Origin of the sequence: Aeromonas encheleia, from assembly GCF_900637545.1 — a bacterium.
In the GTDB taxonomy this organism is placed as follows: Bacteria; Pseudomonadota; Gammaproteobacteria; order Enterobacterales; family Aeromonadaceae; genus Aeromonas; species Aeromonas encheleia.
Genome location: NZ_LR134376.1, coordinates 1,084,828 through 1,104,584, shown reverse-complemented (window position 1 = coordinate 1,104,584; position 19,757 = coordinate 1,084,828). Strand labels below are relative to the sequence as shown.

The 19,757-nt window shown below is 62.5% G+C and carries 16 protein-coding genes and 1 pseudogene; 13 read left to right on the top strand and 4 right to left on the bottom strand.

Annotation, left to right across the window (positions count from 1 at the left end; translation table 11 throughout):
- Positions 1-69: 69 nt before the first annotated feature.
- The 11 genes and pseudogenes from mrdA to EL255_RS05215 all read left to right on the top strand — a co-directional run bounded on the left by mrdA (position 70) and on the right by EL255_RS05215 (position 9,662).
- Positions 70-1,995 (top strand): penicillin-binding protein 2, encoded by a 1,926-nt coding sequence (mrdA, locus tag EL255_RS05265; protein ID WP_042652758.1) that lies wholly within the window; start codon positions 70-72, stop codon positions 1,993-1,995.
- A gap of 70 nt (positions 1,996-2,065) precedes the next feature.
- Positions 2,066-3,169 carry a rod shape-determining protein RodA gene (gene rodA, locus EL255_RS05260; protein ID WP_042652759.1) on the top strand — a complete coding sequence of 368 codons (1,104 nt, stop codon included), beginning with the start codon at positions 2,066-2,068 and terminating at the stop codon, positions 3,167-3,169.
- Positions 3,170-3,195: 26 nt separating this feature from the next.
- Positions 3,196-3,303: pseudogene (locus EL255_RS05255) on the top strand (FtsW/RodA/SpoVE family cell cycle protein); the annotation flags it as partial.
- Positions 3,303-4,298: a lytic murein transglycosylase B gene (mltB, locus tag EL255_RS05250; RefSeq protein ID WP_042652760.1), complete on the top strand. Its 996-nt coding sequence runs from the start codon at positions 3,303-3,305 to the stop codon at positions 4,296-4,298. The pseudogene EL255_RS05255 and the gene mltB, both read left to right, overlap by 1 nt.
- Positions 4,240-5,175: a septal ring lytic transglycosylase RlpA family protein gene (locus tag EL255_RS05245; protein WP_042652761.1), complete on the top strand. Its 936-nt coding sequence runs from the start codon at positions 4,240-4,242 to the stop codon at positions 5,173-5,175. The genes mltB and EL255_RS05245 overlap by 59 nt, the downstream gene beginning before the upstream one ends.
- 14 nt (positions 5,176-5,189) lie before the next feature.
- Entirely contained in the window at positions 5,190-5,315 is a 126-nt protein-coding gene (locus tag EL255_RS21680) for a hypothetical protein (RefSeq protein WP_269471671.1), read from the top strand.
- Between the two features lie 37 nt (positions 5,316-5,352).
- Complete coding sequence (locus EL255_RS05240; RefSeq protein ID WP_042652762.1) at positions 5,353-6,600, top strand: serine hydrolase; 1,248 nt, start codon at positions 5,353-5,355, stop codon at positions 6,598-6,600.
- A gap of 279 nt (positions 6,601-6,879) precedes the next feature.
- Positions 6,880-7,143, top strand: a complete 264-nt coding sequence (gene ybeD, locus EL255_RS05235) for a DUF493 family protein YbeD (protein WP_042652763.1) — start codon at positions 6,880-6,882, stop codon at positions 7,141-7,143.
- A 93-nt stretch (positions 7,144-7,236) separates the two neighbouring features.
- A complete protein-coding gene (gene lipB / locus EL255_RS05230; RefSeq protein ID WP_042652764.1) occupies positions 7,237-7,914 on the top strand; it encodes a lipoyl(octanoyl) transferase LipB in 678 nt (225 codons plus the stop codon).
- A gap of 85 nt (positions 7,915-7,999) precedes the next feature.
- Positions 8,000-8,965 (top strand): lipoyl synthase, encoded by a 966-nt coding sequence (lipA, locus tag EL255_RS05220; RefSeq protein ID WP_042652765.1) that lies wholly within the window; start codon positions 8,000-8,002, stop codon positions 8,963-8,965.
- A gap of 184 nt (positions 8,966-9,149) precedes the next feature.
- Complete coding sequence (locus EL255_RS05215; protein ID WP_042652766.1) at positions 9,150-9,662, top strand: GNAT family N-acetyltransferase; 513 nt, start codon at positions 9,150-9,152, stop codon at positions 9,660-9,662.
- Between the two features lie 33 nt (positions 9,663-9,695).
- On the opposite strand, the gene nqrE is transcribed toward EL255_RS05215, so the two are convergent.
- From nqrE to EL255_RS05195, 4 genes are all read right to left on the bottom strand, one after another.
- Positions 9,696-10,295, bottom strand: coding sequence for an NADH:ubiquinone reductase (Na(+)-transporting) subunit E (gene nqrE, locus EL255_RS05210; RefSeq protein ID WP_042652767.1), 600 nt, complete (start codon positions 10,293-10,295; stop codon positions 9,696-9,698).
- A 151-nt stretch (positions 10,296-10,446) separates the two neighbouring features.
- Complete coding sequence (locus tag EL255_RS05205; protein ID WP_042652768.1) at positions 10,447-10,857, bottom strand: hypothetical protein; 411 nt, start codon at positions 10,855-10,857, stop codon at positions 10,447-10,449.
- 243 nt (positions 10,858-11,100) lie between these two features.
- Positions 11,101-12,831 carry a single-stranded-DNA-specific exonuclease RecJ gene (recJ, locus tag EL255_RS05200; protein ID WP_042652769.1) on the bottom strand — a complete coding sequence of 577 codons (1,731 nt, stop codon included), beginning with the start codon at positions 12,829-12,831 and terminating at the stop codon, positions 11,101-11,103.
- 110 nt (positions 12,832-12,941) lie between these two features.
- Positions 12,942-14,285 carry a sigma-54 dependent transcriptional regulator gene (locus EL255_RS05195; protein ID WP_232018907.1) on the bottom strand — a complete coding sequence of 448 codons (1,344 nt, stop codon included), beginning with the start codon at positions 14,283-14,285 and terminating at the stop codon, positions 12,942-12,944.
- A gap of 649 nt (positions 14,286-14,934) precedes the next feature.
- On the opposite strand from EL255_RS05195, the gene EL255_RS05190 reads away from it, so the two are divergent.
- Both EL255_RS05190 and EL255_RS05185 read left to right on the top strand, forming a co-directional pair.
- Positions 14,935-17,277 carry a hypothetical protein gene (locus EL255_RS05190; protein ID WP_042652770.1) on the top strand — a complete coding sequence of 781 codons (2,343 nt, stop codon included), beginning with the start codon at positions 14,935-14,937 and terminating at the stop codon, positions 17,275-17,277.
- 631 nt (positions 17,278-17,908) lie between these two features.
- Positions 17,909-19,552, top strand: a complete 1,644-nt coding sequence (locus EL255_RS05185) for a hypothetical protein (protein WP_126623276.1) — start codon at positions 17,909-17,911, stop codon at positions 19,550-19,552.
- The last annotated feature ends 205 nt before the right edge of the window (positions 19,553-19,757 follow it).

Genomic DNA, 19,757 nt, shown 5'->3' with positions numbered 1-19,757 from the left:
CATTCATGTCACAGGGAGCGGCCCCATCGGGTTTCAGTCGCTGCCCTTCATCGGCCATAAGGTAACGGCATGCTGAAGAATCGCATCGAGATGCGCGATCACAGTGCCGAGGGACGGCTGTTCTTCCGGCGCACCCTGGTCGCCTACATCGGCATGGTCATCCTCATGCTGGTGCTGCTGGGGAACCTCTACTACCTGCAGGTAGAGTCTTACGACACCTATCAGACCCGTTCCAACGACAACCGCATCCGGGTGGTACCGGTGGCGCCGCCACGGGGCCTCATCTATGACGCCAACGGCGTGCTGCTGGCGGAGAACCGCCCTGTCTACAGCCTGGAAATCGTGCCCGAAGAGACCGGCGATCTGGAGAAGACCGCCGACGAGCTGATCACCCTGCTGGCGCTGCCGGAGGGGACCAAGGAGAAGTTCCTGGCGGAGGTCAAGCGTCAGCGCCGCTTCAAGCCGGTCCCCCTGTTCGAGAAGCTGACCGAGTACCAGGTCGCCCTCTTCTCGGTCAACCAACACAACTACCCGGGCGCCAGCATCGAGGCCTATCTCAAGCGTTACTATCCGTTTGGCGATACCCTGACCCATGCGCTCGGCTATGTGGCCAAGATCAACACCCGCGACGTGGAGCGCCTCGATAAAGAGGAAAAACTCGCCAACTATGCCGCCACCAAAGACATCGGCAAGCAGGGGGTGGAGAAGTTCTACGAGGATCAGCTGCACGGCGTGGCGGGCTATCAGGAGGTCGAGGTCAACAACCGCGGCCGGGTGGTGCGCACCCTCAAGTTCCAGCCCCCCGAGCCCGGCAAGGACATCTACCTCAACATCGACATCCGCCTGCAACTGAAGGCGCAGGAGCTGCTGGCCGGTCGCCGGGGCGCCATCGTCATGATGGATCCCAACACAGGTGCCATCCTGGCCATGGAGTCGAGCCCGAGCTACGACCCCAATCTGTTCGTGACCGGCATCTCCAACACCAACTATTCGGCGCTGCTCAACGATCCTGCCCGCCCGCTGGTGAACCGCACCACTCAGGGCATCTATGCCCCCGCCTCCACCGTCAAACCCATGATGGCGGTGATGGGGCTGAACGAGGGGGCCATCACCCCCAACTACCGTTACTTCGGCGGCCCCAGCTTCTCCATCCCGGGCACCACCAAGAAGTTCCGCGATTGGCGCCGCTGGGGCCATGGCTGGCTCGACGTCTACCGCGCCATCGAGGTGTCGGCGGATACCTATTTCTACGATCTCGCCTACCGGGTCGGCATCGACAAGATCCACGCCTACATGACCAAGTTCGGCTTCGGTCAGTACAGCGGCGTCGATTTGTACGAGGAGACCAAGGGGGTCATGCCGTCCCGTGACTGGAAGATGGCACGCTGGCGTCAGCCCTGGTATCAGGGGGACACCATCTCCATCGGCATCGGCCAGGGCTACTGGAGCTCCACCCCGATCCAGCTGGCCAAGGCGATCAGCATACTGACCCAGAACGGTCACGACGTGACGCCGCACCTGCTCAAGAGCACCGCCTCGGCGGACGGGGTGGTCAACGCCCCCATCAACCCGAACGTGGCCATCGCCGCCAAGAGCGACACCTACTGGCAGGTGGCCAAGGACGGCATGTGGCGCGTCATCAACGGCCACGAGGGCACCGGCCGTCGCGCCTTCGCCAACACCCCCTACAAGGCGGCGGGCAAGTCCGGTACCGCCCAGGTGGTGGGCCTGAAAGAGAACCAGGTCTACAACGCGGCCACCACCAAGGTGGAGCACCGCGACAACGCGCTGTTCGTCGCATTCGCGCCGTTCGAGGCGCCCAAGGCCGTGGTCGCCCTGGTGCTGGAGAACGCCGGTGGCGGTAGCGCCATGGGCGCGCCTGTCGCCCGTCACATGCTGGATGCCTACCTGCTGCCGCCGGAGCCCCAGCTGCCGCCTGCCCCCAGCAAGCCGTCCACCCTTAGCCCGGATCAGAGCGAGGCCGTTCCCCAATGAGTAACTCCGCACACCAGCAGAGCATCTTGCCGACCCAGGCCATCCATGCAGCACGAGGGCTTCTCCCATCATGAGTAACTCCGCTCGCCAACAGAGCCTCTGGTACCGACTGCACATCGACCTGCCGTTACTGCTCGGCCTGCTGGCGCTGATGACCCTCTCCATGGTGGTGCTCTACTCCGCCTCGGGCCAGGATCTCGACTCCATAGTGCGCCAGCTGGTGCGCGGCGGCCTCGCCTTCGGCCTGATGATCGGCCTGGCCCAGCTGCCGCCCTCCCTCTATGCGCGCTGGTCGGTTCCGCTGTTCGTCGTGGTGGTGCTGCTGCTCATCGCGGTGGACGTGTTCGGCCACATCGGCAAGGGGGCCCAGCGCTGGCTGGATCTCGGCTTCATGAAGTTCCAGCCCTCCGAGGTGATGAAGCTCTCCATGCCCATCATGGTGGCCGCCTGGCTCAGCCGGCACTCCCTGCCCCCCAAGTTCAGCCATGTGCTGATCGCCCTGGTGATGGTGCTGCTGCCGACCCTGCTGATCGCGGCCCAGCCCGATCTCGGCACCTCCATCCTGGTGGCGGCCTCCGGCTTCTTCGTCATCTTCCTGGCGGGGATCAGCTGGTGGCTGATCGGCCTGGCGGTGCTGCTCATCGCCGCCTTCATGCCGGTGCTCTGGTTCTTCCTGATGCACGACTATCAGCGCCAGCGGGTGCTGATGCTGCTGGATCCGGAGAAGGATCCCCTCGGCCGTGGCTACCACATCATCCAGTCCAAGATAGCGATCGGCTCCGGCGGCGTGTTCGGCAAAGGCTGGCTGCAGGGCACCCAATCCCAGCTGGAGTTTCTGCCGGAGCGCCATACCGACTTCATCTTCGCGGTGTTCAGCGAGGAGTTCGGCCTGGTGGGCGTGGCCCTGCTGCTGGTGATCTACCTGTATATCATCAGCCGCTGCCTGTTCATCTCCATGCAGGCCCAGAACAGCTTCGAGCGCCTGCTCGGCGGCGCCCTGACCCTCACCTTCTTCGTCTATGTGTTCGTCAACATGGGCATGGTGAGCGGCATACTGCCGGTGGTGGGGGTGCCGCTGCCGCTGGTGAGCTACGGCGGCACCTCCATGGTGACCCTGATGGCCGGCTTCGGCATCCTGATGTCCATTCAGACCCACAGAAGGCTGCTGGCATGATGAGGTGGATATATTCTGCCGGTGGTGGGGTACCCCTGCCGCTGGTGAGCTACGGCGGCACCTCCATGGTGACCCTGATGGCCAGCTTCGGCATCTTGATGTCCATTCAGACCCATAGAAGACTGCTCGCCTGATGAGATGGGGCTGGATGCTCTGCTGCTGGGCGCTGACGACGAGTGCAGCCCCGGAGCCCGAGCGACTGGAGCGGCTGGCCGAGCAGCAATCCGTGCCGCTGGCCGAGTTGCAGGCCGCCGCCGCCCAGGCGCAGTTGCGCCAGGAGATCCTCGATACCATAGGCCGGCCCTGGGAGGCCAAGCCCTGGCACCGCTACCGCCCGCTGTTCGTGACCGAGGACAGGATCCGCAACGGGGTCGGCTTCTGGCAGCGTCACGCCGAGGTGCTGGCGCGGGCCGAGCAGACCTATCGAGTGCCCGCCGCCCTCATCGTCGCCATCATCGGCATCGAGACCTTCTATGGCCGCCAGATGGGCCGCCACTCGGTGCTCGACAGCCTCTACACCCTGGGCTTTCACTACCCAGCGCGCGAGGAGTTCTTCGCCAAGGAGTTTGCCCAGCTGGTGCTGCTGGCCAAAGAGGAGAAGTGGCCGCTCACCCGCCTCAAGGGCTCCTATGCCGGCGCCATGGGCATGGGCCAGTTCATGCCGTCCAGCTACCGCCACTACGCGGTGGACTTTGACGGGGATGGCAAGCGGGATCTGTTTGCCAACCCGGTGGATGCCATCGGCAGCGTGGCCAACTATTTTGCCCAGCATCGCTGGCGCTGGGGGGAGTCGGCCGTCGAACCCGCCTTGATCGGACTGGCTCCAGTAGGTACCCTGCTTCGGCCCGAGCCCGAGCTCAGGCAGCAGTGGGCCGAGCTGGCCGCGGCGGGCATCGAGCTCGCCACCCCGCTGGCACCGGACACGCCGGTCAAACTGCTGGCATTGGAACAGGCCGACGGACCGGAATACTGGGTCGCGCGCCACAATTTTTATGTGATCACCCGCTATAACCGCAGCCCTCTGTATGCGATGGCGGTGCATCAACTCAGTCAAGCAATCCAGGAAGCGTATGCATTACAGCCACAAACTTCTCCCGCTCAGCCTGAGCTTGTTGCTGGCCGCCTGTAGCAGCCAGCCGGAGCAGCCCCTGCCCCAGGAACCCGCCTCGCAGGAAAAACCGCCGGTGATCGAGATCCCGCAGGCGACCGGCGCCATCCCGCGCCCCGAACCCATGAGCGCCAGCGGCAACCGGGACTACTGGATCGGCAAGCAGAAGTACGAGGTGTGGCGCGACATCAAGCACTATCAGGAAGAAGGCACCGCCAGCTGGCTGGCGCTGGAGCTCGATGGCAACAAGACCGCCAACGGCGACGTGCTGGACAGCAAGCTGTTCAGCGCCGCCCACCGCAACCTGCCGCTGCCGAGCTATGTGCGGGTCACCAACCTGGACAACGGGCTGGAGACCATAGTCCGGGTCAACGATCGCGGCCCGTTCGACAGCGATCGCCTCATCGATCTCTCCCATGCCGCCGCCCAGCAGCTGGGGATGATAGAAGGGGGTGAGGCGCGGGTTCGACTGGATCTCATCAACGACAGGCCGGATCAGATGGTCGAGATGGTGCCCATGACACCGATGCAGCCCCTGCAACCGGCGGCACCCGCCGAGCAGGGCGCCTTCCTGGGGGATCCCCAGCCTGCGGCTCCCTCGGCCACAGCTCAGGCCGAAGCCCCCGCCAAGCCCGCCGCCACGGCGACCAGCACCCTCTCCGCCCCCAAGGCCGCCAGCGGCCAGGGCAAGATGATCCAGGTGCTGGCCAGTGGATCCCAACCCAGGGCCGAGGCCCTGGGCAAGGTGATGACCCAGCGCTATGGCGTGCCCTACCAGGTGGTGGCGCACGACGCCATCTTCCGAGTCCTGCTGGGGCCGGTCGCGGCCGATCAGCAGAGCACCTTGCTGGAGCAGATCCGGCAGGGGGGGCTGGAGCAGGCCTTCATCGTCCCCTGATCATCGGCGCCACCATGGCCCGCGCCGTCACGTCGTATCCCGGCGTGACGGCGCGGGAAATGGATAAAAACCCGTTCAAGATCGCATGCCGGGCTATGACCGGCGAGCGCATCTGGTATAGTGAAACCCGCTTTTTTTAACTTGGGTACAACCCATCCAGGCTCCAGGAATTCCAAGATGTCCAAATTTGCCCGTTCCGTTATTCTGGCCTCCCTGTTAAGCGCCACCGCTCAGGCCAACCAGCCGGTGCCGACGCCGGACGCCAACCAGCCAGTACCGACCAGAGACGTCCCCCAGGCCGGCCTGCCGACGCCAAACGCCGCCCCCATGGTCGTTCCCGCCGCGCCTGAGATCTCCGCCAAAGCCCATATTCTGATCGACTACTACTCGGGTCAGGTGCTGGCCGAGCAGAACGCCGAAGAGCGTCTGCCGCCCGCCAGTCTGACCAAGATGATGACCTCCTACATCATCGGCCAGGAGCTGCTGAAGGGGAACATCAAGCGCACCGACATGGTGACCATCAGCCAGAACGCCTGGTCCAAGAACTACTCCGACTCCTCCAAGATGTTCATCGAGGTGGGCAAGCAGGTCTCGGTCGATGACCTGAACAAGGGCATCATCATCCAGTCCGGCAACGACGCCTGCGTCGCCATGGCCGAATTCCTGGCCGGCAGCACCGACTCCTTCGCCAGCCTGATGAACTCCTGGTCCGCCAAGCTCGGCATGAACGACAGCCAGTTCAAGAACCCGCACGGTCTGGATGCGGAAGGCCACTACAGCACCGCCCACGACATGGCGCGCCTGGGTCAGGCCCTGATCCGCGATCTGCCGGAGGAGTACAAGATCTACTCCCAGAAGTCGTTCGTGTTCAACGGCATCACCCAGCACAACCGCAACCGCCTGCTGTGGGATCAATCCCTGCAAGTGGATGGCATCAAGACCGGCCACGTCAGCCAGGTCGGCTACAACCTGGTCTCCTCCGCCACCAACAACGAAGGCATGCGCCTGATCGCCGTGGTGCTGGGTGCCAGCAGTGAAGGCTCCCGCGCCGCCGAGAGCAAGAAGCTGCTGACCTACGGCTTCCGTTTCTTCCAGAGCCTGACCCCCTACAAGGCCGGCACCGAGCTGGTCACCCAGAAGATCTGGATGGGCGACAAGTCTGAAGTGAAACTCGGCGTCGACAAGGACGTATCCGTGCTGGTCACCCGCGGTCAAGGCAACAACCTGAAAGCCGACTTCCAGCTCGAGAGCGAGCTGAAGGCACCGCTGGCCAAGGGCCAACGGGTCGGTACCGTCTACCTGAAGCAAGGCGACAAGGAGATCAAGCAGGTCCCGCTGGTCGCCCTGGAAGAAGTGCAGGAAGGTGGGCTGATGAGCCGCCTGTGGGATTACCTGGTGATGCTGGTCTCCAGCTGGTTCAAGTAAGCCACAGCGAAAAATAGTGACATGATAGCGGCGCTTATGGCGCCGCTCTGTTATTGGCTGGTTCAACCAGCGAATACCCCTGCAAACTGCAGGTTCCGCCGACTGTCGATTTGTGGTAAAAAGCAGCATCTCCATGTCTTGTCGACCAGCCCGGGCCTTGATCCCGGCGTGGGCCGTGCCCATATTGACTCGTACTGGCGGCCCCGATGGGCCATCGGCCACCAGGCCACACAAGATTAAAGATGAAGTCGTTTCACGACGACGCCAAAAGGTGAGTAAATGAATACCAAGTTTGATGAACTGCTGGAGTTCCCCTGCAAGTTCCCGTTCAAGGTGCTCGGCATTGCCGACCCGACCCTGCCGGACCAGGTGGTGGAAGTGCTGCAGCAGCACGCCCCCGGTACTTACAGTCCCGTTGTCCAACCCAGCTCCAAGGGCAAGTATCACTCGGTTCGAGTGACGGTCACCGCCCAGAGCAAAGAGCACATCGAAGCCATGTACCACGCCCTTGGCAAGATCGAGCTGGTGAAATACGTACTGTAATTTCTCTCTCGCCCCGCCAGGGGCGATTGATTTTGCGTCACCCCCGAGAGCTGACCCATGGTGCCGACTCAAGCGCCAGCCTGTGAGGAAAAGATGTCACCCCAGATCCCCGCTCAGCCACAGCTGCTAGTCAGACAGCTGGGCCGCCGCCCCTACCAGCCGGTATGGGATGCCATGAAGGCCTTCACCGACGGTCGCACCAGCGATACCCCGGATGAGTTCTGGGTGGTGGAGCACGATCCCGTCTACACCCAGGGTCAGGCAGGCAAGGCCGAGCACCTGCTCGCCCCCGGCGACATCCCGGTGGTGCAGAGCGATCGCGGCGGTCAGGTGACCTATCACGGCCCCGGCCAGCTGGTGCTCTATGTGCTGGTGGATGTGCGCCGCAGCAAGCTCTCGGTACGGGAGCTGGTCACCTGCCTGGAGACCGCCATCATCAAGACCCTGGCAAAGAGCGGTATTGAGGCTTATGCCAAGCCCGATGCCCCCGGCGTCTACGTGAAGAACGAGCTGGGCATGGAGGCCAAACTGGCCTCGCTGGGCCTGCGCATCCGCAAGGGTTGCTCGTTTCACGGGCTGGCACTGAACATCAACATGGACATGACCCCCTTCCTGCGCATCAATCCGTGCGGCTATGCGGGCATGGCCATGACCCAGACCAGCGCCCTGGGCGGCCCGCAGAGCGTGGCCGAGGCGCAAGCCATTCTGGTGGCCGAACTGGCCAGCCTGATTGGTTATCAGAGCATCAGCCATGTCGACGAAGCCCCATGAGCGAGCCCGTGGCATGCGGCCACGAGGGTATGAAAATGACCCTTGCGGCTATCAACCTGACAATAACAAACACCGAGAGTGAATCATGAGCAAACCCGTTCGTATGGAGCCGGGCGTCAAGCTGCGCGATGGCGACAAGATGGCCCTGATCCCGGTGAAATTCATGCCGGATCCCAACGAGGAAGTGCTGCGCAAGCCGGACTGGATGCGGATCAAGCTGCCGCCGTCGAGCCAGAAGATCGAGCACATCAAGAGCACGCTGCGCAAGAACAAGCTGCACTCGGTCTGTGAGGAGGCCTCCTGCCCCAACCTGGCGGAGTGCTTCAACCACGGTACCGCCACCTTCATGATCATGGGTGCCATCTGTACTCGTCGTTGCCCCTTCTGCGACGTGGCCCACGGCCGCCCGCTGGCGCTGGATCCCGACGAGCCGCACAAACTGGCGCTCACCATCAAGGAGATGGGGCTGAAATACGTGGTCATCACCTCGGTGGACCGCGACGATCTGCGTGACGGCGGTGCCCAGCACTTCGCCGACTGCATCAAGCAGATCCGCGAGCACAGCCCCCAGACCCGCATCGAGATCCTGACCCCGGACTTCCGTGGCCGGATGGAGCAGGCGCTGGAAGTGTTCCGCGAGACCCCGCCGGACGTGTTCAACCACAACCTGGAAACCGCCCCGCGCATGTACCGCGTCGCCCGTCCCGGTGCCGACTACAAGTGGTCGCTGGAGCTGCTGCGCCGCATCAAGGAGATGCACCCCCATGTGCCGACCAAGTCCGGCGTCATGATGGGTCTGGGCGAGACCAACGAGGAAATCGTGCAGGTGCTCACCGATCTGCGCGAGCACGGCGTCAACATGCTGACCCTGGGCCAGTATCTGCAGCCGAGCCGCCACCACCTGCCGGTGAAGCGCTACGTGCCGCCCGCAGAGTTCGACGAGCTCAAAGACGTCGCCATGGCACTGGGCTTCTCCCATGCCGCCTGCGGCCCCTTCGTGCGCTCCTCCTACCATGCGGATCTGCAAGCCAAGGGTGAAGAGGTCAAATAACCTCGCAAGGAAGAGAGGCCAGACGGCCTCCCTCCTTCGTCAAAAAAAGAGCGCCCTTGGGCGCTCTTTTTTATGGGTGCTCTTAGATCACTCCCATTGCCATCAGTCTTGGCCAGGATATTTGCCCTGCTCCCCCTTAGCGGGTTAACGTGACCGCTCATTTTCTCTTTGAGTGATCAGCAGGATGCCGACCCCCCTCGTCCGTTTGCTCCCCATGAGCGAGCAGCACTACCCCGTCTATTGCGCCTACTTCATCGAGGATTACGCGCAAGATCTCGCCAGCAATCATGGTCATGATCTGCCCACCGCCCGCCACAAGGCCGAGCAGAGCCTGCACCAGTCCCTGCCCCAGGGGGTTGCCACGCCAAATCAGCACCTGCTCTGCATAGTGCCCGCAGACGGGCCGGGGGCCGATGACGGCACGCTCGACATAGATACCCAGCCACTCGGCTACCTCTGGCACGCCATCGACACCGCTCAGGGCGAAACCTTTATCTGCGACTTTTACATGGCGCCGTCCCGGCGCGGCCTGGGCTATGGCAAGGCCGCCATGGCGGCGCTGGAAATCAGCCTGCAGGCGCTGGGCATCCACCGGATCAAGCTGAGGGTGGCCCATGACAACCCGCGGGCGCTGGCGCTCTATCAGGAGCTGGGCTTCACCATCACGGGTTACAACATGGTCAGGCATCTGGGCTGACGGCCTGCAAAGTGGCCGTCAGCGAGTCATGGCTCAGAGCGAGATGCCGGAGAAGGACATGAAGCCGAGCGACATCAGGCCGGCCACGATGAAGGTGATGCCGATCCCCCGCAGCCCCTCGGGCACATCCGAATACTTCATCTTCTGGCGCAGGCCGGCGATGGCGACGATGGCCAGCAGCCAGCCCAGCCCGGAACCCGCCCCATACACTACGGATTCGATAAAATCGTAATCCCGTTGGGCCATGAACATCACACCGCCGAAGATGGCGCAGTGCACCGTCAAGAGCGGCAGGTAGATCCCCAGGGCGTGATAGAGCGCCGGGAAGTGCTTGTCGAGCACCATCTCCATCACCTGCACCAGCGCCGCCAGCACCCCGATGTAGACGATGAAATCGAGAAAACCGAGATCGAACTCCCCGAGGAAGGTGCTCTCCGGGCGCAGGATATGGCGGTAGATCAGGTTGTTGAGGGGAATGGCGATCACCATCACCACCAGCACCGTCATGCCGAGGCCGAAGGCGGTGTTGATGTTCTTGGACACGGCCAGGAAGGTACACATGCCGAGAAAGAAGGCCAGGGCCAGGTTTTCGACAAAAATCGAATGAATGAACAGGGTTACATAATATTCCATCGGGTCGGCTCACAGGTTGCGCAGGCAAGGCCCGTCCCGGGCGGCCATCATGCCGGTGGGGACGGGATCACAACGCGCGCCGACGCACAGCGGCCATGTGCCGACATCTTGCGATGACTCAGATCAGAGCTATGTGGGGTCGAACGCGCGCTTAACGACAAACCGGGCGCGAGTCGCCGTGGCAGAAGCGAAATTGCAGGTGATGGCAGAGCAGCAGCCGCTGGTGCAGATGGCCGAAGTAGTCGGGCCGCCGCCTGAGGTAGATGAGGGGGAGGAAGAACAGCAGGCCGCAGAGCAGGCCGAGGATGTCGTGCTGGAACCAGGCCAGCAGCATCTGGTAACGCTCGGGGTGGGTACTTCCTTCCAGCCATCGCCCCTGCTCGACGCCGAGCCGCCACTGGCCGCCCGGCAGCAGGCTGACGCTGTCGACGAGGCCGGAGTCGGATGGCTGATGCAGCTGCATCGAGGCAGCCAGCTCGCTCGCTGCCGATTGACCGGATGCACCGACCCCACCTGCCGCGAACGCGGCAAGCCACAGCAGGCAGGCGACGGCGAGGGCCATCAGCCCTGTCGGTAATCGGCCGAGGGGTGGCAAGAGATCAGCACCTTGAAAAGGCAAGTAATGGGATGAGTCGAATATATCATAACTCATGTCATTATTGGGCTTTCATTGCCATTGGTTAGCTCAGCTTGATGCTTAACACCCTTTTTATCGGTTAATCTGGCATCAAGACATGAGCATACAGAGCGCCAACGGCCACCCTGGGGTGGCCGTTGGCTCGCGTGGCACACTAAGAGACGAGGCTTAGACGCCGGCGGCCTCCAGATGCTCCACCAGCAGCTGGACGCTGCGGTTGCCGCGCCACTCGTTGACATCGAGCCGATAGACCAGTCGCACCCGCTTAACAGAGGCATCGGGCCAGCGCTTGAGATCGACCCCGAAGGCGATGGCATCCACCGCACGGCCCGAGTCCGTGGTCAGCATCATCTTAAGGTGCTTCTCCCCCACCAGCCGCTGTTGCACCAGCACGAACTCGCCGTCGAACAGCGGCTCGGGGAAGGCCTGCCCCCAGGGGCCAGAGGCGCGGATCAGCTCCGCCAGCTCCAGGCTCAGCTCGTCCGGCAGCAGCTCGCCGTCGGTGAGCAGCACCCCGGTCAGCAGCTCCGGCGTCACCAGCTCGGCGATGACGGCTTCAAACGCCCGGCCGAACGCCTCTATGTTTGCCTTGGGCAGGGTCAGCCCCGCCGCCATGGCGTGACCGCCGAACTTGCCCATCAGACCGGGATGGCGGGTATCGAGCAGCTCCAGCGCATCGCGCAGGTGCACGCCGGGGATGGAGCGCCCGGAGCCCTTGAGCTCGGTGTCGCTGCTTTCGGCGAAGGCGATCACCGGTCTGTAGTACTTCTCTTTGATCTTGGAGGCCACCAGCCCCACCACCCCCTGATGCCACTCGTCTCTGTGCAGCACTATGCCGCTTGGCACCTCGCCATCGCGAAAACGGATCTGCTCCAAGGTGGCGAGCGCCTCCTGCTGCATGCCCTGCTCTATCTCCTTGCGCTCCTGATTGAGGCTGTCCATCTCCGCCGCCAGCTGGCGCGCCAGATTGATGTCATCGCACAGCAGGCAGGCGACCCCGAGGGACATGTCATCCAGCCGGCCGACCGCATTGAGCCTGGGGCCCAGCGCGAAGCCGAGATCGGCGGCACACAGGCGGCGACCGTCGCGGCCCGACACATCCACCAGCGCCTGGATGCCGGGGCGGCAGCGGCCGGCCCGGATCCGCTGCAGCCCCTGATGGACCAGGATGCGGTTGTTGCCATCGAGCGCCACCACGTCGGCGACGGTGCCGAGCGCCACCAGATCCAGGTAATCCGCCACATTGGGGGCGCGAATGCCCTGACGCTCATACCAGCCGGCCTGCCGCAGATGGGTGTTGAGCGCCGCCATCAGGTAGAAGGCGACCCCCACCCCGGCCAGGGACTTGGAGGGGAAGTCGCAGCCACGCTGGTTAGGGTTCACTATCGCATCGGCAACGGGCAGTTCATGACCCGGCAGGTGATGATCGGTGACCAGCACCTGCATGCCGGCGGCCTTGGCGGCGGCCACCCCGGCGATGCTGGAGATGCCGTTATCCACGGTGATCAGGAACTCGGCGCCCCGGACCACCGCCAGCTCGACGATCTCCGGGGTGAGGCCGTAGCCGAACTCGAAGCGGTTGGGCACCAGAAAGTCGATGCTCTTCCCCCCCATGGCCCGCAGCGCCAGCACGCACAGGGCCGAGCTGGTGGCGCCGTCACAGTCGAAGTCGCCGACGATGAGGATGCGCTTCTGGGCAATCAGGGCGGCGGCCAGCAGCGGCACCGCCTGCTCCATGCCAAACAGGCGCTGGGGCGGCAGCAGCTGGCTGGCGCTGCGCTCCAGCAGAGCGGGGTCCAGGACTCCGCGACTGGCGAAGATCTGGCGCAGCAGAGGATGCAGGGTATCGGGCAGGTGAGCGTCATCCACTCGGGGACGACGACGGATTTGCAGGGGCATGAATTCGATCCTGTCTTCTAATACGGTGAGCCGATGGCAAGGCGGTATCATACACGCCCGAGACGAGCGGGTCATAGCGGCAGGGACGGCGAGGAGGCTCTCGCCCCTGCTCAGGAGAGCTGGGGCTCGGACGGCAGAGTGGGAGTGGAGCGCTCCAGCACCCGGTAGAGGGTAAGCCGGGAGATCCCGAGATGACGGGCGGCCTCGGTCACATTGTTGCCACAGAGCACCAGGGCCCGGCGCACGGCCTCGCACTCCGCCTCGGCCCTGACCAGGTTCAGGGGGCGTATGCCTCCCTCTGCCTGCGGCAGGGCCAGCCCCAGATCCTGATGATCGATGCGCTGCCCTTCGCACAGGACCAGCGCCCGCTCCAGCCGGTTCTTGAGCTCCCGCACATTGCCAGGCCAGTGATATTGCAACATCTGGCGCATGGCGCCGGCGGTGAACCCCTGTACCCGCGGATTCAAGATGCCGCCCATCTTGGTCAGAAAATACTGGGCAAGCAGCATGATGTCCTCCCCCCGCTCACGCAAGGGGGGCAGCGTCAGATCCAGCACGCAGAGCCGGTAGAAGAGGTCGCTCCGAAAATGTCCCTGCTCCATCTCCTGATCCAGCACCCTGTTGGTCGCGGCTATCACCCTGATGTCCACCTCGATGGGCCCAGCACCACCGACTCGCACTATGGTGCGCTCTTGCAGGAACCGCAGCAGGTTGACCTGCATCGGCAGGGGGAGATCCCCTATCTCATCGAGAAACAGGATGCCATGGTGCGCCATCTCCACGCAGCCGATGTGACGCCGACAGGCGCCGGTGAAGGCCCCCTTCTCATGACCAAAGAGTTCTGACTGGATCAGGGAGGGCGGAATGGCGCCGCAGTTGATGGCGACGAAGGGGCCATCCGCCCGCAGGGAGTGGCGGTGGATCTGGCGGGCCACCAGCTCCTTGCCCGTGCCGCTCTCCCCTTGCAGGATCACCGACGAGTCGACCTTGGCCAGCCGCTCCACCCGACTCATGATCTGCTGCATGACCGGGCTGGCACCGATCAGCCCCCCCGTCTCCTTGCCATGACGGCAAGGATGGTGAACGCTCCCCCTCAGGCAGGCGATGCCGAACGCGTGCCCCAGCACTGCCAGCAGGCGCTCATCCCCCACCGGCAGGCTGTGGTAGTCGAAGCAGTAGTTCAGGAGCAGCTCCTGCATCCTGGGCTGGGCGAGCAGATGAGGGGGGGCAAGCGCCACCCAGACCATGGTGCCGCAGGTCTGGCGAAAGAGCGCCTCCAGCGCCTCGGTGGCGCCTTCATTCAGCAGCACCAGGCCCACCCTGGGCGCATGTTGTGCATAGTGACCGAAGGCTTCCTGCGGCGACGAGGCCGAGCAGAAGCGCCAGCCGAGCGAGGATGCCTGTGACGAAGGGCACCACACCCCACTCGTGTTGACACACAGTAGCGTACGCATCTCCATCTAATACACCTCGCCACACGGCGGCTGAACAATGTGCAAAGTATTGGATAGATGGCGTACTTACGCCACTCGATGAGACAGGGGGAGAAAGCGAGTCCCTTTGCTTAAAAAATAAAATAAACAAAATAAAATCAAATATATACCTTGAACTGCCAGTGAATTAACCAGCCGCCAAGGCAAGGGACATGACCCACTCTGTTCCATCCCTGAGACAGCGTCAAAAGCCCCCCTTTTGTGCTCAGTCTGCCCCGGCGCCGGGCCTGCATGAAAATCCGCTCCATTCCGCTAACAACCTTCCCGCCTCCGCTCATCCCCTTCCTCTATTGTTTCCTTATTTTTCAATCAATTGAATTCTTGGAACAAAGCCTGCACCGATGCTGCGCCGAGCCGGCAGCCCAACAGAGCCGGACGACACAGACAACAACAAGCAAGAAGCAAAAGGAATGCAACATGGATACGTTATTTCCCCCTCTCGGGGTTGGGCTGTCGATCTATGCCAGCCTCACCAAAGTGGCCCCCTATCCACGATTTCGCGCACAGGGCATAGGACCGCCCCTCTGTTCATAGTCAGGCCCCTCGGTTCAGGCAGTCGCAGCCGAATGGAATGGAACAAAAAACCAAAGGATAGGAAGAGGAAAATGCTATGAAACCAAGTACGCACAATCGCCTGCTCAGATCGCTGGCGATCCCCTTGCTCGGGATGGCCTCGCTGGGGGGACTCTCCAGTCTCACCCCGGCCTGGGCCGGTATCTTCCCGGGTCTGGAGCAGGAAAAATGCATGGCTGACGCCTTCGGCGGAAGCCTCAACTGTACGGCCAAAGACATTGAGGTCTCGCAAGTGGTTCCGGTCAATCCGAACCAGGAGTGCGTCAACGGCCAGGTGTTCACCTTCAACGCCAACGTGACCGTCAAAACCAACGCCAGCGTGCGGTATGACACCACCTTCTACCTGCCGAGAACAACCCAGAGCCCGATGGAGCTTCAAGGCGGCGCACCAAACTGCAGCCTGTTGCTGCCCAAGGCGAGTGACGCCGGGGAAAATGGCCAGGTGGCCTATGTGAACCTGGAACCAAAAGTGAAAGCCACCGATTTCCTGGATACCTGTGGCGATATCACCAAGGCCAACGGTACCGATTCTTACACCCTCATGAATCAACCCGTCACCATGCTCTGTCAGCCCAGCCCTACCGATCCCAACAGGGCCCTGTTCACCTACTGTGCGGCCTGGGACCAATCGAAGACCTTGAGTTGCAGTGCGGACACCAACCCTCCCGGCGCTGTGCCCGGCACCAAATCCAAGTGTAACTGCGACAGTTTCGCCATCAACGTGTTCATCAGGCCTGAGCCGGCTGCCATCACCAAGACGGTCACCCCCGCCAGCCTGCCCGAGCCGGGTGGCGTGTTCACCTACAACCTGAGCTTTACCAACTCGAGTGCCGCCTCCCTGTATATCGCCAGCCTGAAGGATGAGATAGACATTGGCGGGGATGGCACCTACGACAAGAGCGTGGACCTCTGGGGATCCATCGAGAGCGTCGGGGCTGCGGACGGCATCTACCTGCTCAGCACCACCTGCGCGAAACCCGCCGCGGGCTCGACGACCAAGGAGGTGTTGCCCAGCGCTACTTACAGTTGCCAGTTCACCCTGCATATCAAGGATCGCAATCTGCCCGACGATCAGAGCCCAGAGAAGTACGTCGACAACATAGTGGCCCTGTTCAAGGACAAGAATGGCGGCACGGTCGGCAGCGGCAGTACCTGCCCGGCTGGCTTCCAGGCGGCGGGTAACAACTGCAGCCCGGCGAAGACGGTCGAGATCACCAACCTCCCGCCGACCATAGCGGTGGAGAAAACGGCCTCCACCGACGAGGTGCTGGAACCGGGAGCCAACGTGACCTACACCGTCAAGGTCACCAACACCTCAGGTGATCATGACGATCCGCTCACCCTGACCAGCCTGATGGACGACAAATTCGGCGATCTGGATGGACAGGGCACCTGCGACCTGGGCAGCGGCGGCGTGGTATTGGCCAAGGCCTCTCCATTTGAGTGCAGCTTCACCCAGTTTGTGGGTGGCAACCAAGGCGATGTGCATACCAACGAGGCGACCGCCAAGGCCCTGGACGACGAAGGGGACGAGGCGACGGCGGCTGACAGCGCCACCGTCAACATCAATGACGTGGCGTCGACCATCACGCTGCTAAAAGATGCCTTGCCCGTCAGCGTCCTCGAAACCGGCGATTCCGCCGAGACTCGCACCGTGGCCTATACCTTCACCTTCTCCGTCGATGCCGGCGGCGTGGACAATGTCACCTTCAGTACCCTGGAGGACGACATATTCGGCAGTCTGACCAACCTGTGCATGGTGAATAAGAAGGACGGGGTAGGGATCACGCCCACCACTCTCGTCGGCTTCGTACTCAGCCCGGGGCACAACGCCAGCTGTACCATCTCCAAAGAACTGCAGGGGAATGCTGGCGACAGTCACACCAACACGGCCACCATCTCAGGCAAGGATGAGGACGATGTAACAGTGACTGACAGCGACGATGCCACTGTGGCGTTCACCGATGAGGAACCCGACATCACCAGGCTGTTCGCCCTCAAGGCCGCCGGCTTTGTCCGCATCAGCAACAATGGGGTGGACACCCTGACCATCACCGCCTTGACCTTCAAGGGGGTCAAGGTGGCGGATGGGAACGGGGTCTCGGGCAGCTTCACCCTCTACGATGAGCCCGGGGTGAGCACCCATGAGGCCGACGCCGATGGCTTCGGACCCTTCTCGCTCTGCACCGCAGGCGGCACCATACTGCCCGGCGCGCACTATGACTGCGCCTTCATCCTGGAGCTCGAGCCTGGTCTGGCCGATCTTGGCAACATCAACTTGCAGGCGACCAACCCGGATCCGCTGGTGGTCACCCTGAAGGATGACGAAGACAACGAGGTCAAGGCCGAAGTGGAGGTCACCATCCAGACAGTGGAGTAATGAGTTGATAATGGCGACCAGAGTACCGGTCGGTTCGAGGGCGATGGCTGAGCCATCGCCCTTTTATTGTGTCAGCTGCGTGGGGATGCTGGCCGCACTGTGCCTGCTGGACGCCAGTGGTGCGCGAGCGCTGAAGACGCCCTGCTACTGTGAGATCAACCATGCTGGCCAAGAATGTTAACCAAGCGAGTAGCCTATCGACGCTTATGGAACAACAGGACGAACGGCTGACGATCTCATGAAATGAATACAAACAAAACAAAATCAAACAATTACATAGTTTCACCGCCCCTGCGGCAGCGAACCACGCCAACTGGCGTCATCCCCTGTTCCATTCCTGAGACAGCCTCAAAAGACCCTCTTTTGCGCTCAGTCTGCCCCGGCGCCAAACGTGCATGAAAATCCGCTTCATTCCGCTAACAACGATCCCGCTTTCTCTCACCCCATCTCAAGCATTTTCATTTTAATTTCAATGGGTTGAAATCTTGGAACGAAGCCTGCACCGATGCAGCGCCGATCCGTCTGCCCAAGAGAGCCGGACGACACGGACAACAACAAGCAAGAGGAATGCAACATGGATACCCGAGCAATGAATCTTTGGCCGCGCTGTTGGCAGCATGGTCTAAAGTTCATGGCCCTGTTGCTGGTGCTCTGTGCACCGGCACTGACCATGGCCGCCACGGCAGAATCGCCGTTCGAACTGGATGCAAATCCGCAGGATAACATCGACACCGGTGCCGTCATGAGCGATGACTGGGACACCCCGCCCGACAGCGGAGGAGCCACCAAGTTCACCGGCATCATCCAGGACACAGCCCCCAGAACCATCTTCGGCGGGGGTGATAAAGACATCCTGGACATCGACAAGTGGAGTTGGAAGGATGGCTCCGTTCCCGACAAGGATGACCTGACCCACGCCTATGCCGCCGCCTACAACGAGAATAGCGATCTGTTGCTCTACTTTGGCGCCGATCGCATCGCCAATGCCGGTGATGCCTTCATGGGCTTCTGGTTCTTCAAACAGAAGGTCACCGCCCTGCCCAACGGCAGTTTCAGCGGTAAACACACAGTGGGGGACACCCTGGTTCTCATCAACTTCCCGCAGGCGAGCAACGCGTTTCCCTACCTGGCCGTGGTGACCTGGGACCCGACCTGTAGCAAGGCCGCCAACAACAGCCCGCAGCCGGGGCAGTGCGCCGCCACCAACCTGCGACTCAGGCTGCAAGGCTCGGGCGCCAACGACGTCGTCTGCGCCAATCAGGGCGGCGCCAACCTCGCCTGCGCCCTGACCAACACGGGTGACGTGCCCGTCCCCGCCAGCACGCTGGCGAATGGTGTCAGCGGCCTGTGGAGCGACTACACCCCCAAGAGTGGCACCAAGGGAACCTTCCCCTTCGAGAGCTTCTTCGAGGGGGGGATCAACCTCAGCCAGATCGTGGGGGGCAGCGACGGCTGCTTCAGCAGCTTCATGGCCGAGACCCGCTCCTCCAGCTCCTTTACCGCGGCACTGAAAGACTTCGTGCTGGATAACTTCGAGCTGTGCAAGGTCGAGATCACCAAAGTCTGTACCAGCGGTGATATCAACAGTGCTGAAACCGGCTTTACCTTCAGCTTCGAGGGCACAGTCACCAACGAAGGCTTTGGCACCATCCATGACGTCGTCGTCACCGACGATAACGGCACCCCGGCCGATACCAGCGATGACTTCGTGGTCGCAAACTTCGATTCAATACCGAAAGGGGGATCGGAGAACTACACCGGCAGCTTTGACTCCGCCGGTAACGGGCCGACCAACGGCATCAGCGTCAAGGCAGCCTCCAGCGACGGTGGCCTGCAGTCGATCACCGATGCCACCACGGCCGCCTGCCCCACCGTCGACAGAGAGCCAGGGATCCGCGTCACCAAGGCCTGCAGCACCAAGGTCGTGGATACGGGTGACCAACTGGTGGTCAGGGTCGAATACAGTGGCCAAGTCTGCAACACCACAGGGGTGGGCGGCGTACCGCCTCTCAGCCTGAACAATGTCACCGTCACCGACGATCCCAGCGGCAATGTGCATAACATAGGCACCCTGGCTGCGGCCGACTGCAAGGACTACTCAGGTTCCTACACGCCCGCCAGCGCTGGCTCGGAGAGCCCGGGCTCCATCGCCTTCAGCGATACCGTGACCGCCACGGGGACAGCACCGCTAGGCTTTGGCAGTGACACAGACTCGGCAACCGCCACCTGTCCGCTCTGCCCGACCTGTCCGGATTGCCCAACCCCCTCACCCTAACGAGAGTTAGCAAGGTTTAGCCACAGGGGCCATGGTATATGGCCCCTTTATCATGGCCACGGCAGGCCGCCGCTCTCCCCTGAGACTTCGACCTTGACCGGCATCCTGGGCATCGGCTCGAGCCGCCGGATTGCCCCGCCGCCCTCCCAGGAAGGGCGCCAGGCCCAGCCAGATCCCCCGGCCAATCCCCCAGAATCCGCTTAGT

Excerpts from the sequence above, each read along its gene's own strand:
- mrdA (WP_042652758.1), top strand. The coding sequence starts at position 70 with ATGCTGAAGAATCGCATCGAGATGCGCGATCACAGTGCCGAGGGACGG.
- EL255_RS05190 (WP_042652770.1), top strand. The coding sequence starts at position 14,935 with ATGAAACCAAGTACGCACAATCGCCTGCTCAGATCGCTGGCGATCCCC.
- nqrE (WP_042652767.1), bottom strand. The coding sequence starts at position 10,295 with ATGGAATATTATGTAACCCTGTTCATTCATTCGATTTTTGTCGAAAAC.
- ybeD (WP_042652763.1), top strand. The coding sequence starts at position 6,880 with ATGAATACCAAGTTTGATGAACTGCTGGAGTTCCCCTGCAAGTTCCCG.
- lipA (WP_042652765.1), top strand. The coding sequence starts at position 8,000 with ATGAGCAAACCCGTTCGTATGGAGCCGGGCGTCAAGCTGCGCGATGGC.
- EL255_RS05195 (WP_232018907.1), bottom strand. The coding sequence starts at position 14,285 with ATGCGTACGCTACTGTGTGTCAACACGAGTGGGGTGTGGTGCCCTTCG.
- EL255_RS05245 (WP_042652761.1), top strand. The coding sequence starts at position 4,240 with ATGCATTACAGCCACAAACTTCTCCCGCTCAGCCTGAGCTTGTTGCTG.
- recJ (WP_042652769.1), bottom strand. The coding sequence starts at position 12,831 with ATGCCCCTGCAAATCCGTCGTCGTCCCCGAGTGGATGACGCTCACCTG.
- EL255_RS05205 (WP_042652768.1), bottom strand. The coding sequence starts at position 10,857 with ATGGCCCTCGCCGTCGCCTGCCTGCTGTGGCTTGCCGCGTTCGCGGCA.
- EL255_RS21680 (WP_269471671.1), top strand. The coding sequence starts at position 5,190 with ATGGCCCGCGCCGTCACGTCGTATCCCGGCGTGACGGCGCGGGAAATG.
- lipB (WP_042652764.1), top strand. The coding sequence starts at position 7,237 with ATGTCACCCCAGATCCCCGCTCAGCCACAGCTGCTAGTCAGACAGCTG.
- EL255_RS05185 (WP_126623276.1), top strand. The coding sequence starts at position 17,909 with ATGGCCCTGTTGCTGGTGCTCTGTGCACCGGCACTGACCATGGCCGCC.
- rodA (WP_042652759.1), top strand. The coding sequence starts at position 2,066 with ATGAGTAACTCCGCTCGCCAACAGAGCCTCTGGTACCGACTGCACATC.
- EL255_RS05215 (WP_042652766.1), top strand. The coding sequence starts at position 9,150 with ATGCCGACCCCCCTCGTCCGTTTGCTCCCCATGAGCGAGCAGCACTAC.
- EL255_RS05240 (WP_042652762.1), top strand. The coding sequence starts at position 5,353 with ATGTCCAAATTTGCCCGTTCCGTTATTCTGGCCTCCCTGTTAAGCGCC.
- mltB (WP_042652760.1), top strand. The coding sequence starts at position 3,303 with ATGAGATGGGGCTGGATGCTCTGCTGCTGGGCGCTGACGACGAGTGCA.